Annotated in this window: 2 protein-coding genes and 1 CRISPR repeat array (1 of these 3 running past the window's edge); of the genes, one reads left to right on the forward strand and one right to left on the reverse strand. The window is 43.5% G+C overall.

What is annotated here, in order from left to right; all coding sequences use genetic code 11:
* A CRISPR array of direct repeats spans window positions 1-12977; the repeat unit is 36 nt; unit sequence GTTTCAATGCTGCTTCGCCTGCAATGGGTTTAGTAT; it begins 488 nt to the left of the window's first position.
* 497 nt (window positions 12978-13474) lie between these two features.
* Window positions 13475-15088, forward strand: a complete 1614-nt coding sequence (pyrG, locus tag OP864_RS00535) for a CTP synthase (protein ID WP_349294439.1) — start codon at window positions 13475-13477, stop codon at window positions 15086-15088.
* A gap of 77 nt (window positions 15089-15165) precedes the next feature.
* On the opposite strand, the gene OP864_RS00540 is transcribed toward pyrG, so the two are convergent.
* A complete protein-coding gene (locus OP864_RS00540) occupies window positions 15166-15714 on the reverse strand; it encodes a DUF1573 domain-containing protein (protein ID WP_270099380.1) in 549 nt (182 codons plus the stop codon).
* Window positions 15715-15912 lie beyond the last annotated feature (198 nt).

Consider the following 15912-nt stretch of genomic DNA (forward strand, 5'->3'; position numbering starts at 1 on the left):
GGGCTCGACGTGTTTCAATGCTGCTTCGCCTGCAATGGGTTTAGTATGGAGTCGGCTTCTTTATTTATTCGCAATACAAAAGTTTCAATGCTGCTTCGCCTGCAATGGGTTTAGTATATGCAGCTCCCTCAGATGATGCTGAGGGGGAGGCTGAAGTTTCAATGCTGCTTCGCCTGCAATGGGTTTAGTATTGCCGTTCTTAGCTGCCAGACTAAATACGTCGTGGAAGTTTCAATGCTGCTTCGCCTGCAATGGGTTTAGTATGGCAGGACTCCATTCATCTGGAGTCATTCTACAAAGTTTCAATGCTGCTTCGCCTGCAATGGGTTTAGTATGTTCAAGGAGGAAGAGGCGGAGGAGGTAAGTCGGTTTCAATGCTGCTTCGCCTGCAATGGGTTTAGTATAGAAGCAATCTCTGACTTCCTTTCCACGCTTGGAATTGGTTTCAATGCTGCTTCGCCTGCAATGGGTTTAGTATTTTAATTTGTAGTGGTAAGCCTAAAACAATTCAAAAGTTTCAATGCTGCTTCGCCTGCAATGGGTTTAGTATTCTTTATAATACAACATTCCACCACCATGCCATTTGTTTCAATGCTGCTTCGCCTGCAATGGGTTTAGTATAATATCTGCATTTATGGTAGAAAAAGGGGTGAAAGTTTCAATGCTGCTTCGCCTGCAATGGGTTTAGTATTCCGCACGCCAATCGACTGGCTAATGCCAGCCAAAGTTTCAATGCTGCTTCGCCTGCAATGGGTTTAGTATTTTGAAGGAGAAGTTGGAGATGGTGGTAGAAAAAGTTTCAATGCTGCTTCGCCTGCAATGGGTTTAGTATTCAAATTCTCAACTCTCTTGGTACAACCAATGAGGTTTCAATGCTGCTTCGCCTGCAATGGGTTTAGTATATAGTCACCAGAGCCATAGACATCGCTGTCATCAGGTTTCAATGCTGCTTCGCCTGCAATGGGTTTAGTATAAATACCACGCTTATAAGCAGAAGCGTGGTAAGAAAGTTTCAATGCTGCTTCGCCTGCAATGGGTTTAGTATAGAATTTGATGATTGTTTTTCAGATTTAACACAGACGTTTCAATGCTGCTTCGCCTGCAATGGGTTTAGTATATTTGTCTTCCGAGTGAAAACATCAGACTCCTTAGTTTCAATGCTGCTTCGCCTGCAATGGGTTTAGTATTGTAGAACCGAGTTTGACTAGCTTGGGAACAGAAGTTTCAATGCTGCTTCGCCTGCAATGGGTTTAGTATAAGTATTCTTAAGAATCCTTAGAGCCTCTCTTAAGCTGTTTCAATGCTGCTTCGCCTGCAATGGGTTTAGTATAGGAAGAAAGGTGCAGTTTGATTTCACACCACCAAGGTTTCAATGCTGCTTCGCCTGCAATGGGTTTAGTATGCATCGGCTGCTCTGCTGATATTATGGAACAAGTGTTTCAATGCTGCTTCGCCTGCAATGGGTTTAGTATTAAAAGAGCCCAAGGTAATCCCTATTTTCAGAAAATGTTTCAATGCTGCTTCGCCTGCAATGGGTTTAGTATTTAGGAGCAAGGAGGAAGAGTATTCCATCTTCCTGTTTCAATGCTGCTTCGCCTGCAATGGGTTTAGTATTTTGCTATAAAGCCGGAACTTGCAAATATAATGGTAGTTTCAATGCTGCTTCGCCTGCAATGGGTTTAGTATAAATGGACCTATTGACTTATTTCTTAGATCCATTTAGTTTCAATGCTGCTTCGCCTGCAATGGGTTTAGTATAAATATCAGGGCGACTGGTACCACCAAACGCAGTTGTTTCAATGCTGCTTCGCCTGCAATGGGTTTAGTATCACTTAATAGCACAGGGTTTAATAAGATGGGAAAGTTTCAATGCTGCTTCGCCTGCAATGGGTTTAGTATAAAGGGCAAGCGAATAAAAAGGCGCAAAGCCCGAAGTTTCAATGCTGCTTCGCCTGCAATGGGTTTAGTATACTTACAGACGATTTAATGTCACACCTGTCTCCTGAGTTTCAATGCTGCTTCGCCTGCAATGGGTTTAGTATCTTTGCTTTCGAAGCAATACAGCTGGAAAGACTGCTGTTTCAATGCTGCTTCGCCTGCAATGGGTTTAGTATAGCACTAAAAGTAGTGCTAAAAGAGGAAGGTCACGGTTTCAATGCTGCTTCGCCTGCAATGGGTTTAGTATTCACAAAGTCTTTTTCAAATTCAACGGCTTCTGTAATGTTTCAATGCTGCTTCGCCTGCAATGGGTTTAGTATTTGTTTGGCTCGTATGCTGCAACGGGAGGGGTTGTTTCAATGCTGCTTCGCCTGCAATGGGTTTAGTATTCAAGGTCCTCCGTGGTGGAGGATCTGGTGGGGGAGTTTCAATGCTGCTTCGCCTGCAATGGGTTTAGTATTCGATAAGGCCATTATTATGGCCAAAGACTTGGAGGTTTCAATGCTGCTTCGCCTGCAATGGGTTTAGTATTGTTAAAGTTGTGGGTGTAGCAAACTACATCCGCAATGTTTCAATGCTGCTTCGCCTGCAATGGGTTTAGTATTCTAAAGGAAGGGCTATAGCAAGATTGGCTGTAAAGTTTCAATGCTGCTTCGCCTGCAATGGGTTTAGTATTACCAGCCTTTAGAGGCTCTGGAGAACAAGCAGTGGTTTCAATGCTGCTTCGCCTGCAATGGGTTTAGTATCTAAAGGAAGGGCTATAGCAAGATTGGCTGTAAACGTTTCAATGCTGCTTCGCCTGCAATGGGTTTAGTATAAATACCCAACGAGACCATTCAAAAAAGCTGTAACGAGTTTCAATGCTGCTTCGCCTGCAATGGGTTTAGTATTTTGCACCAAAAGCGTTAGCTTAGGCGGAAAGACTGTTTCAATGCTGCTTCGCCTGCAATGGGTTTAGTATAGTGGGGAGAACATCAAAGAGACTACGCTAGTAGTTGTTTCAATGCTGCTTCGCCTGCAATGGGTTTAGTATCCATACAATACTCCTTCACAGCGGAGGTGCTGGAGTTTCAATGCTGCTTCGCCTGCAATGGGTTTAGTATGTATCAAATTCCTTTTCAATATATAAATCATCATATGTTTCAATGCTGCTTCGCCTGCAATGGGTTTAGTATAGACTAATGCAATCGGAATATTCCAAAGGGGCTATTTGTTTCAATGCTGCTTCGCCTGCAATGGGTTTAGTATTCGGCGGAAATTTTACCGTCCGAATTAGTGAGGTGTTTCAATGCTGCTTCGCCTGCAATGGGTTTAGTATTTTAAGAAATTAAATTTAATGTATGTTACTCAACTTCAGTTTCAATGCTGCTTCGCCTGCAATGGGTTTAGTATAGGCCAAAGCCTAAATGTTAAGGAGCTTGAATAGTTTCAATGCTGCTTCGCCTGCAATGGGTTTAGTATTTGGGTCAAGCAATATAATACTTGACAACTATCCTGTTTCAATGCTGCTTCGCCTGCAATGGGTTTAGTATAATAGAAATACTGGCACCTTACCTCTCTAATATAGAGGTTTCAATGCTGCTTCGCCTGCAATGGGTTTAGTATCCAACCAAGAGACCATTGTTAACTCTTAATATTTGTTTCAATGCTGCTTTGCCTGCAATGGGTTTAGTATTAATATTACTCATAATAATAAGTATTTATCGCTCTCTGTTTCAATGCTGCTTCGCCTGCAATGGGTTTAGTATAAAGACCTCCTTCTACTCCGTGTTCATTCACGGGGAGTTTCAATGCTGCTTCGCCTGCAATGGGTTTAGTATTAGAGGCCGAGATGGCTCTGGTCAAAAGGATTAGAGTTTCAATGCTGCTTCGCCTGCAATGGGTTTAGTATCTTAGAGGGGGAAGTGATTAAAGTAGGGGGTTCAAGTTTCAATGCTGCTTCGCCTGCAATGGGTTTAGTATATATCCCCTAAATGGGATTTCTACTATTAACAGTTTCAATGCTGCTTCGCCTGCAATGGGTTTAGTATAGATATATATCTAGAAATTTTTCAAAACTCATTGTTTCAATGCTGCTTCGCCTGCAATGGGTTTAGTATATTATGTGCGAATTTAATGTAATCAAAGACGAAAAAGTTTCAATGCTGCTTCGCCTGCAATGGGTTTAGTATAAAAAGGAAAAACTCCTAAACGGGAAATACAAGAAAAGTTTCAATGCTGCTTCGCCTGCAATGGGTTTAGTATCAAATAAGGGGAGCGCAAATTGGGTTAAGGTCTCTGTTTCAATGCTGCTTCGCCTGCAATGGGTTTAGTATAAAGACTCAACCAAAAATTAAGAAATGAGGGAAAGTTTCAATGCTGCTTCGCCTGCAATGGGTTTAGTATAAACTTATTCTTTAACGTAGATTTTGAAATCTACAAAAGTTTCAATGCTGCTTCGCCTGCAATGGGTTTAGTATAAACTTATTCTTTAACGTAGATTTTGAAATCTACAAAAGTTTCAATGCTGCTTCGCCTGCAATGGGTTTAGTATGTAATTGTAGATTGCATTTGATTTGAACCTCCAACGTTTCAATGCTGCTTCGCCTGCAATGGGTTTAGTATAACATTAGTAAAATTATGAATAATCTTATTAATGTTTCAATGCTGCTTCGCCTGCAATGGGTTTAGTATTCGCCTTTTGTCCCGCTTAGCTTTTTGATCGGATTGTTTCAATGCTGCTTCGCCTGCAATGGGTTTAGTATCGTGACCCCATTACTAACTTAGCTTGTTATTTCCGATGTTTCAATGCTGCTTCGCCTGCAATGGGTTTAGTATTATGGAGACCGAAGCGGCCACAACCGTAAAACAGTTTCAATGCTGCTTCGCCTGCAATGGGTTTAGTATAGCTCGATGAGAGGGGCTTAATGTTCGAAATGGAGTTTCAATGCTGCTTCGCCTGCAATGGGTTTAGTATAAGGCACGATCCGAGCCTTAGAAATTAAATTAAACGTTTCAATGCTGCTTCGCCTGCAATGGGTTTAGTATTCAATAGACTTACGCATTTCTTCAGGTAATGCAGCTGTTTCAATGCTGCTTCGCCTGCAATGGGTTTAGTATAAAACGGCATCATTGCCGTCTTCAACGTTTCGGGCTGTTTCAATGCTGCTTCGCCTGCAATGGGTTTAGTATGCCTGCTAAGTCCGTCTACCTCATTGCTATTAATGTTTCAATGCTGCTTCGCCTGCAATGGGTTTAGTATTTTGTACAATTCCGCGAATACCCCAATCTATTGGGGTTTCAATGCTGCTTCGCCTGCAATGGGTTTAGTATCTCAAGGCCTCGAAAGCCGCAATGGCACGGCCAGGTTTCAATGCTGCTTCGCCTGCAATGGGTTTAGTATGCAGTGGGCGAACTTCTACAAGACGATCGAAACCCGTTTCAATGCTGCTTCGCCTGCAATGGGTTTAGTATTTTCCAGCCGTTTAGGATGAACGGCTTAGGCCAGTTTCAATGCTGCTTCGCCTGCAATGGGTTTAGTATAAAAGTAAAACTAAAACAACAGTCTCATTAGAGGCTGTTTCAATGCTGCTTCGCCTGCAATGGGTTTAGTATAAAAAGAGGAAGGTGAGGAGGAAACTCCTTATTGTTTCAATGCTGCTTCGCCTGCAATGGGTTTAGTATTCCATAAGGAAGGATATTTCGAATGTGTAGAAGCTGTTTCAATGCTGCTTCGCCTGCAATGGGTTTAGTATTCCAAAAGGTGTAAAACAACGTTTAGGATTCCCAACTGTTTCAATGCTGCTTCGCCTGCAATGGGTTTAGTATTATAGAGAGTATTTTGCAGATGCAGATTACAAAATGTTTCAATGCTGCTTCGCCTGCAATGGGTTTAGTATTCAGGTGAATTTGAGGGACAACCTCGCATTTGGGTTAAGTTTCAATGCTGCTTCGCCTGCAATGGGTTTAGTATCCGCCTGTGAATCAATAGAAAGGGCCTGCACAACTGTTTCAATGCTGCTTCGCCTGCAATGGGTTTAGTATAGCATCATTGTATTGAAACAGGCGAAGCAAGCACGGTTTCAATGCTGCTTCGCCTGCAATGGGTTTAGTATTTGGGGGTAATCCTCCCTGTGACGCAGGGGAGGTGTTTCAATGCTGCTTCGCCTGCAATGGGTTTAGTATAGTGGTAATTTACAATGGGCATTTCGCCCACAGGTTTCAATGCTGCTTCGCCTGCAATGGGTTTAGTATCATTGTCCACCGCCTTATCCAGACTCACCGCGAAGGTTTCAATGCTGCTTCGCCTGCAATGGGTTTAGTATGTGAACTTTTAGAAGCATATATCATGGAAATGGGTTTCAATGCTGCTTCGCCTGCAATGGGTTTAGTATATCGACTTGGCTGCAGATCGTGCTGAGGCTGCATTGTTTCAATGCTGCTTCGCCTGCAATGGGTTTAGTATGGGCTAGAGGAAAATCCTCTAACCCTATATATGGTTTCAATGCTGCTTCGCCTGCAATGGGTTTAGTATTCCTTGATCGGATAATACTGGTTGAGATACTTAGGGGTTTCAATGCTGCTTCGCCTGCAATGGGTTTAGTATATGACTGCAGGTAGAGGGTTTAATCTATCAGAGCGTTTCAATGCTGCTTCGCCTGCAATGGGTTTAGTATCGTAAAATCCCTTGTGTTTGGCCGCTGATAAACGGGTTTCAATGCTGCTTCGCCTGCAATGGGTTTAGTATAGATAAGGGGATTAGGGGAAATAATAGTATAATCTGGTTTCAATGCTGCTTCGCCTGCAATGGGTTTAGTATATCTTATTTAATTTTGTTATATATCCTGTATAATTACAGTTTCAATGCTGCTTCGCCTGCAATGGGTTTAGTATAAGACGCCAAAGGAACGCCAGACAATTCAGCCGCTGTTTCAATGCTGCTTCGCCTGCAATGGGTTTAGTATAATCGCATCTTTGGCCGCTCAGTTCGGCTATTATGAGTTTCAATGCTGCTTCGCCTGCAATGGGTTTAGTATCTGGAGACATTCCGTGTTCTAGCGCTAGACTAACAGTTTCAATGCTGCTTCGCCTGCAATGGGTTTAGTATGAGGAGGTTGATCCCCAATCTCTATTGCAGGAATGTTTCAATGCTGCTTCGCCTGCAATGGGTTTAGTATGAAAGTATGGACAATTAAAGGTAAAAAATCAATGAGTTTCAATGCTGCTTCGCCTGCAATGGGTTTAGTATAGAGTAGTGTTCATTTTGAAATGAGTCCATGAGACGTTTCAATGCTGCTTCGCCTGCAATGGGTTTAGTATAATACGCTCTCGCAAGAGCATAGATAGAGTTGCCATAGTTTCAATGCTGCTTCGCCTGCAATGGGTTTAGTATAGAAGAGTACCAAGTGCTTGAAGAAGCACTAAACGTTTCAATGCTGCTTCGCCTGCAATGGGTTTAGTATTACTGTTGTATTGAAACAAATGCACCAAGCGAAAGGTGTTTCAATGCTGCTTCGCCTGCAATGGGTTTAGTATGCCCAAGCCCGCCATGATTACTGGGTAGCCAAGGCAGTTTCAATGCTGCTTCGCCTGCAATGGGTTTAGTATCCCCAGCAACACCACCATCAGTGGCATTACCAGAGAGTTTCAATGCTGCTTCGCCTGCAATGGGTTTAGTATTTGGTACACCAGTATGATAAGCTAGTAGACGATGTTTCAATGCTGCTTCGCCTGCAATGGGTTTAGTATTTGCCCGAGCTGCATCCCGATCTTCAGGAACTCCTGTTTCAATGCTGCTTCGCCTGCAATGGGTTTAGTATTTGGAATCTGTAGTGAGTTATATGGAATGTTTGGATGTTTCAATGCTGCTTCGCCTGCAATGGGTTTAGTATTATACTTTTTAAAATATGTTCCATGATGGTCATCAGTTTCAATGCTGCTTCGCCTGCAATGGGTTTAGTATAGTGCCGTTAATCTTGTTAAGACACCACAACGGTTTAGTTTCAATGCTGCTTCGCCTGCAATGGGTTTAGTATCCAACTCTGCTACTTCCCCAGCAACACCACCATCAGGTTTCAATGCTGCTTCGCCTGCAATGGGTTTAGTATTTCCTTCAGCCGCTCCCCAGTTGGAGTTGGCTGGTTTCAATGCTGCTTCGCCTGCAATGGGTTTAGTATACCATGCCCTCGGAAAGAGAGCTACAGGCTGTAAAGTGTTTCAATGCTGCTTCGCCTGCAATGGGTTTAGTATTGCCATCTGCGTTGGGAGCAATGAGGAAGAGTATTGTTTCAATGCTGCTTCGCCTGCAATGGGTTTAGTATAAAATCAACCGAATCAAAAAAGGAGTGAACCACCAGGTTTCAATGCTGCTTCGCCTGCAATGGGTTTAGTATAGTATTCTATTGTATTGTATATAAATAGACTAGGGGTTTCAATGCTGCTTCGCCTGCAATGGGTTTAGTATATTCTCCATAATCCAATCAATGATAGGATTTATAGGTTTCAATGCTGCTTCGCCTGCAATGGGTTTAGTATCTGTAACCAAGAGCGTAGCCGTTTGACCGTTGAATGTTTCAATGCTGCTTCGCCTGCAATGGGTTTAGTATCTTTTCAATATGCTTCCAAAAAGTAGAAATGTCTGTTTCAATGCTGCTTCGCCTGCAATGGGTTTAGTATAGAAACTGGTCGATGATCGGTTTTGACTTCGCACTAGTTTCAATGCTGCTTCGCCTGCAATGGGTTTAGTATAATCAAGCAGCCTATGAAACTTAAGGAACATACCAAAGTTTCAATGCTGCTTCGCCTGCAATGGGTTTAGTATTCGCCCGAGGGTCTTCCACAACTCTTAGGCTAGTGCCTGCAGTTTCAATGCTGCTTCGCCTGCAATGGGTTTAGTATTTTCAGCGTGAAAGCTGGCAACCTTTGACCCTTTGTTTCAATGCTGCTTCGCCTGCAATGGGTTTAGTATTAACAAAGGAAGATTCTCCTCCCTTAAAAATATAGTTTCAATGCTGCTTCGCCTGCAATGGGTTTAGTATTTCCATAGATACTGCTTGTAGATTATTCATAATAGTTTCAATGCTGCTTCGCCTGCAATGGGTTTAGTATCTCCCCATCAAAGAATTTACGAAGAGCTGTTAGAGTTTCAATGCTGCTTCGCCTGCAATGGGTTTAGTATTGGATTAGACAGTCTATTATGGAGTTTCTTAATTCAGTTTCAATGCTGCTTCGCCTGCAATGGGTTTAGTATTTGTCTTGAATGTAGCTAAATCTACTTTAGTGTAGTTTCAATGCTGCTTCGCCTGCAATGGGTTTAGTATCGAATAGCTTCTTGGACTTCTGGAATAGCTAAAAAAGTTTCAATGCTGCTTCGCCTGCAATGGGTTTAGTATTTAAGATTTGCCCGCCTTCAATAATTAAGAGCTAGTTTCAATGCTGCTTCGCCTGCAATGGGTTTAGTATGAATTCATTAGGTTCGTTCTCGTCGTACAGTCCTGTTTCAATGCTGCTTCGCCTGCAATGGGTTTAGTATTAGCTTCAAAAGCTGTATTGCAAAGTCGTGGTACTGTTTCAATGCTGCTTCGCCTGCAATGGGTTTAGTATGCCTACCACATCGGCATCGATGCAGTAGGCATTAGAGAGTTTCAATGCTGCTTCGCCTGCAATGGGTTTAGTATACGAGTCAAAATTTTTGACTTTAGCTTTGACCACCGTTTCAATGCTGCTTCGCCTGCAATGGGTTTAGTATTTAGACATAGACTACTTAGATGAGTACTATGGTAGTTTCAATGCTGCTTCGCCTGCAATGGGTTTAGTATATTCATTGCAGCATCGTTTAGAAAACGGTGGTAGGCGTTTCAATGCTGCTTCGCCTGCAATGGGTTTAGTATAGCTTATAATCGTCTACTCCAATCTTGGCTTTCTGTTTCAATGCTGCTTCGCCTGCAATGGGTTTAGTATTCCACCTGCGCCTCATTAAGGCTGCTAGCCTGCGCAGTTTCAATGCTGCTTCGCCTGCAATGGGTTTAGTATTGCCGCAAAGCTTGCCACTCTAGCTCTTTAGAGTAGTTTCAATGCTGCTTCGCCTGCAATGGGTTTAGTATTAATCATGATATAGTTGTTTAACTCGTTAATACTGTTTCAATGCTGCTTCGCCTGCAATGGGTTTAGTATTGCCCTCTGAGTTCAAAGTGGCTTTCAATATGAAAGTTTCAATGCTGCTTCGCCTGCAATGGGTTTAGTATTCAGAGTATTTAAAAGGCCCGCTATCAAGTGCGGGTTTCAATGCTGCTTCGCCTGCAATGGGTTTAGTATATTTAAAAAATGTATATCTTTTACTATTTTAAAGGTTTCAATGCTGCTTCGCCTGCAATGGGTTTAGTATTTTGGAATTGCGAGTATACCGCAATAGATAAGTTGTTTCAATGCTGCTTCGCCTGCAATGGGTTTAGTATGTACGTTAAAATCCAAAGCAAAGCCAAGCAGTTGTTTCAATGCTGCTTCGCCTGCAATGGGTTTAGTATTTATGAGAAGTTCAAGTTTACATTCTTCGAAAGAATGTTTCAATGCTGCTTCGCCTGCAATGGGTTTAGTATTGGTACGCAGATACATGTCCACGATGTATTTAGTAGTTTCAATGCTGCTTCGCCTGCAATGGGTTTAGTATTAACGGTTCGATTCCGTTAGGAGGTCCTAATTTGTTTCAATGCTGCTTCGCCTGCAATGGGTTTAGTATACACATTCAAAGCTATGTCCTGTCAAGTACGGTAGTGTTTCAATGCTGCTTCGCCTGCAATGGGTTTAGTATCTGCAGGCGATTCTGCAGCAATTACAGGCGAGGCGTTTCAATGCTGCTTCGCCTGCAATGGGTTTAGTATAATAGCGGAGACGTCCGCCGTCTAATTTATACAAGTTTCAATGCTGCTTCGCCTGCAATGGGTTTAGTATCGCCTTGGCCTTAGCCAAAGCAAGACGACGAGATTGTTTCAATGCTGCTTCGCCTGCAATGGGTTTAGTATCCAAAGAGTACGGTACTTGGAAAGTAATCCAAAAGTTTCAATGCTGCTTCGCCTGCAATGGGTTTAGTATAAACCCATGGGCTAGCAATTGGCTTTGTAAAGCTGTTTCAATGCTGCTTCGCCTGCAATGGGTTTAGTATAAACCCATGGGCTAGCAATTGGCTTTGTAAAGCTGTTTCAATGCTGCTTCGCCTGCAATGGGTTTAGTATTGAGTATTAACCGAATAGTAAAAACGGAAAACGGGTTTCAATGCTGCTTCGCCTGCAATGGGTTTAGTATTTTAGAAATTTTTCTAAGCCCAAATGATGGCCCAGTTTCAATGCTGCTTCGCCTGCAATGGGTTTAGTATCTATTTCTGCATCGATAAATATATCGTAATATTTATGTTTCAATGCTGCTTCGCCTGCAATGGGTTTAGTATCTGACTACAAGATTTTGTTTATCCCTTTAGAAAGAGTTTCAATGCTGCTTCGCCTGCAATGGGTTTAGTATAAATTTGGCCGAATGATCGGAATGGGCCCAGAGTTTCAATGCTGCTTCGCCTGCAATGGGTTTAGTATACCTCGAAAGGCACGTCATTATTAAAATTAACGGAGTTTCAATGCTGCTTCGCCTGCAATGGGTTTAGTATCTAAAAGCGAAACGCTTCAACTCTTCTAAGAGTGTTTCAATGCTGCTTCGCCTGCAATGGGTTTAGTATACGTTTGCTTCTTGAAGTAGAACACGGTCAGACTGTTTCAATGCTGCTTCGCCTGCAATGGGTTTAGTATTTATTTATGGTAGGGAATTCGGCTAAACCCTTAAAGTTTCAATGCTGCTTCGCCTGCAATGGGTTTAGTATTCTAGGGGTCTTGCAGCAGATTAAAACAGCCTTCGGTTTCAATGCTGCTTCGCCTGCAATGGGTTTAGTATACGGCAGCAGACTTCATTGCAGCCAACCAGGAAGTTTCAATGCTGCTTCGCCTGCAATGGGTTTAGTATCTATTTGGGTTGCGCTGTCCTTAGCAGCTTCAGTAGTTTCAATGCTGCTTCGCCTGCAATGGGTTTAGTATAAAGGGTTTCGGCCCGGCACATTTCTAGCAAACAGTTTCAATGCTGCTTCGCCTGCAATGGGTTTAGTATCTGTCAAGCAAGAACCCTAGTGCAGGGATTTCTAAGGGTTTCAATGCTGCTTCGCCTGCAATGGGTTTAGTATACGAACCCAATGCTGCATCATTGGGTATTAATTATGTTTCAATGCTGCTTCGCCTGCAATGGGTTTAGTATATGGTTAAAACTTATTAGCCAAGACAAAGGAGTGTTTCAATGCTGCTTCGCCTGCAATGGGTTTAGTATATATTTCTATTTTTACTGACTACTACCCAGATTGGGGTTTCAATGCTGCTTCGCCTGCAATGGGTTTAGTATTAATGAGAGAGGTTTTGAAATTTATCCTAGCAAAGTTTCAATGCTGCTTCGCCTGCAATGGGTTTAGTATTGGAATTGTTTGGTGGGGGGTTTAAATAAAGGGGTTTCAATGCTGCTTCGCCTGCAATGGGTTTAGTATTCTTTTGGGTATTGTAAAGAAACCGAAACCTCTCGTTTCAATGCTGCTTCGCCTGCAATGGGTTTAGTATAACTTTATGATAAAAAAATACGAGTTAAATTCAAAGTTTCAATGCTGCTTCGCCTGCAATGGGTTTAGTATAGGATTTTAGGATTTGATGAGCTGGTTGAATTGAGAGTTTCAATGCTGCTTCGCCTGCAATGGGTTTAGTATCTACTGTTTGTGTTGTGACAATTTGCTCAAGCAAGTTTCAATGCTGCTTCGCCTGCAATGGGTTTAGTATAAGGCCCGCTATCAAGTTCGGCGAACTTTAGAATAGTTTCAATGCTGCTTCGCCTGCAATGGGTTTAGTATTAAATTTGTAGGAGCCACTAACAAAGACTCTATGGGGTTTCAATGCTGCTTCGCCTGCAATGGGTTTAGTATAATAGTGTCATCCAGTATCTCAACCAGCATATCGGTTTCAATGCTGCTTCGCCTGCAATGGGTTTAGTATAGATAATACATCATATAATTTAAAAATCCATAAGAAAGCTATAACCGACATCAGAGCTATAAAACTCTAAGATATACCACAAAGCTCCCAAACGCTCTTTTTTCATTTTAAGAAAGTTTTAAGATTTGGATTTTCCCACTATCTAAAGACATTTCCTGCTCACAATATAAAACTTATCTCCTATACTTCCTAATTTAATTTTGGCCCCTTTTTCCGCAGCCTACAGGCGGCAAAGCCGCCGCAGGCCGAAGGCCAAACGGCCTAGCGATGTGCAGGGGTGGCCGAAGGCCAGACCGAAGGCGAAACGAAGTGAAGCCTGAAGGGCCGAGCAGACCTGCGAGCCCCGAAACGTAGCGCCGCAAGGCCGTAGGCCGCAGCGGAGGCCCCTCCCCCACTCCTTAACAGTAATTTGATTTTATAAGCCAAAGAGCCAGCAAAAAAACCGTATTTTTGCCCCCATTACCGCTTATCTAAATCCGTACGATATGAAAAATATTATGACCAAGTATATCTTTGTTACAGGTGGAGTGAGCTCCTCTTTGGGCAAAGGAATTATTGCCGCCTCCGTGGGTAAACTCCTGCAAGCCAGGGGCTTTTCAGTGACCGTCCTGAAGCTAGACCCCTATATCAATGTGGACCCCGGCACCCTGAACCCCTACGAACATGGCGAATGCTATGTGACCGAAGATGGGGCCGAAACGGACCTCGATCTTGGCCATTATGAACGCTTCCTCAACCAAAATAGCTCGCAGGCCAATAATGTGACCACGGGTAGAATTTACCAAAGCGTGATTAACCGAGAAAGAGCCGGCGATTACCTGGGCAAAACGGTGCAGGTGGTCCCCCATATTACGAACGAAATTAAACGCAATATCATGGCCCTGGCCAATCAGGGTAATTACGATATTGTCTTGGTCGAAATTGGTGGCACGGTGGGCGATATTGAGTCTCTGCCCTATGTGGAAGCAATGCGGCAAATGCGCTGGGAACTCGGTCGAGAAAACTGCCTGACGGTCCACCTCACTTTGGTCCCTTACCTTCGTGCAGCCGGCGAACTGAAAACAAAACCCACCCAACATTCGGTCAAAGAATTACTCGGCTCAGGTATCCAACCCGACATTCTGGTCTGCCGAACCGAGCATCCGCTCAGTATGGAAATCAAACGGAAATTGGCCCTCTTTTGTAATCTCGATGCCCCCTCGGTGATTGAGGCCCGGGATGCCAAAAGTATTTATGATGTGCCCATGCTGATGCTCAAGGAAAAACTGGACAGCAATATTCTGACAAAGCTTCGCTTGCTAGACCGACATGAGCCCAAACTAGATCGCTGGAAGCGCTTTTTGGGCCAACTCAAAAACCCTATGCATGAAATTGAAATTGGGCTGGTGGGCAAATATATCGAGCTCCAAGATGCCTATAAATCGATTCATGAGGCCTTTATTCATGCCGGCGTGAGCAATGAATGTAAGGTACATATTCGCCATATTCACTCGGCCCATATCAATGAAAGTACGGTGGCCCAAGAACTCAAGGGACTATCTGCCGTGCTGGTGGCCCCAGGTTTTGGCGAAAGAGGGGTAGAGGGAAAAATTACGGCCATTCGCTATCTAAGAGAAAATAATATCCCTTTTCTGGGTATCTGTCTGGGCATGCAATGCGCCGTGATTGAGTTTGCCCGTCATGTTTTGGGCCTCCAACAAGCCAATTCTACCGAAATGCAGGCCCAAACGCCCGAGCCCGTGATTTCCCTAATGGAGGAACAAGAACGCATTGAGAATTTGGGCGGCAGTATGCGCCTAGGCGCCTACCCCTGCCAGCTCCAAGAAGGCAGCAAAATGGCCCAAATCTATGGCCAAAAAGAGATTTCTGAACGCCATCGCCACCGCTATGAGTTCAATAATAATTATCTGCAAGCCTTTGAGGAGGCCGGCCTGATCGCCTCTGGTCGCAACCCAGAAACAGGACTCGTAGAGGCCGTAGAACTCAAAAATCACCCCTGGTTTTTGGCCGTTCAATTTCATCCCGAATATAAAAGTCGAGTAGAAAATCCCCACCCAATTTTTATCGATTTTATCCGCGCTGCCCTAGCCTATAAGGAAAGTGAAGCCTAGTATTTAGCGCTCCAAAAATAGAAAAAGGAGTTGTAGCCCGCTGGCTGCAACTCCTTTTCTTTTAGCGCTTTAATCGCTTATTTTGTTTCTGTCGTTACTACATCGGCCTTGATGGTCAAACGAGTTTGAGCAGGATTCGTGTTGGCGGTTAGTGTCACAAATTTAGTTTGTGCACCTTTTTTGCCTGCAGAGTTAAACTCTACTTCAATTTCGCCAGATTCACCTGGAGCAATAGGCTCTTTAGGGTACTGAGGCACAGTACAACCACAAGATCCTTTGGCATTGGTAATGGTCAAAGGCTTGTCGCCATCATTAGTAAACTTAAAAGTATGTGTCACTTTTTCGCCTTGCTTAATGGTGCCAAAATCAAAGGCATCCTCGGCAAATTTCATGCTTGTGGCCAAAGCGGGGTCTACAGCTTCCTGTGGGTTGCCAGACTGTTGAGCCTGGATGGATTGAGCGGGTTGCGTTCCAGTAGGTCCTACTGTGTTGTTATTCTGAACAGCAACATCGGTTTTGGTCGCTTCCACCTCGGCGGCAGAAACACCACCGCCACACTGCATAAAGGTAAATGCCATCAAGCCAATGAATGCAAAGCTGAGAAATTGGGCTGCAAATCTTTTCATCTTCTAAAGAGAAATTTTGGTTAAAGTAATCTGTCCGCAAATCTTGCGGATAACAAAAGTACAGCTTTCATCGCAAAATGAGAAAAGCCATTCTTTAAAACAAACTTAAGGGGGAGAAGTTTTCTACTGTTCTTTTTATTTGGGGCTGCCCCTCCCTTCGGTCGGGTCGGGCTGTTTCGCAGCTCGCTGTTCGCTCGG

It is taken from the genome of Saprospira grandis, from assembly GCF_027594745.1.
GTDB classification, from domain to species: domain Bacteria; phylum Bacteroidota; class Bacteroidia; order Chitinophagales; family Saprospiraceae; genus Saprospira; species Saprospira grandis.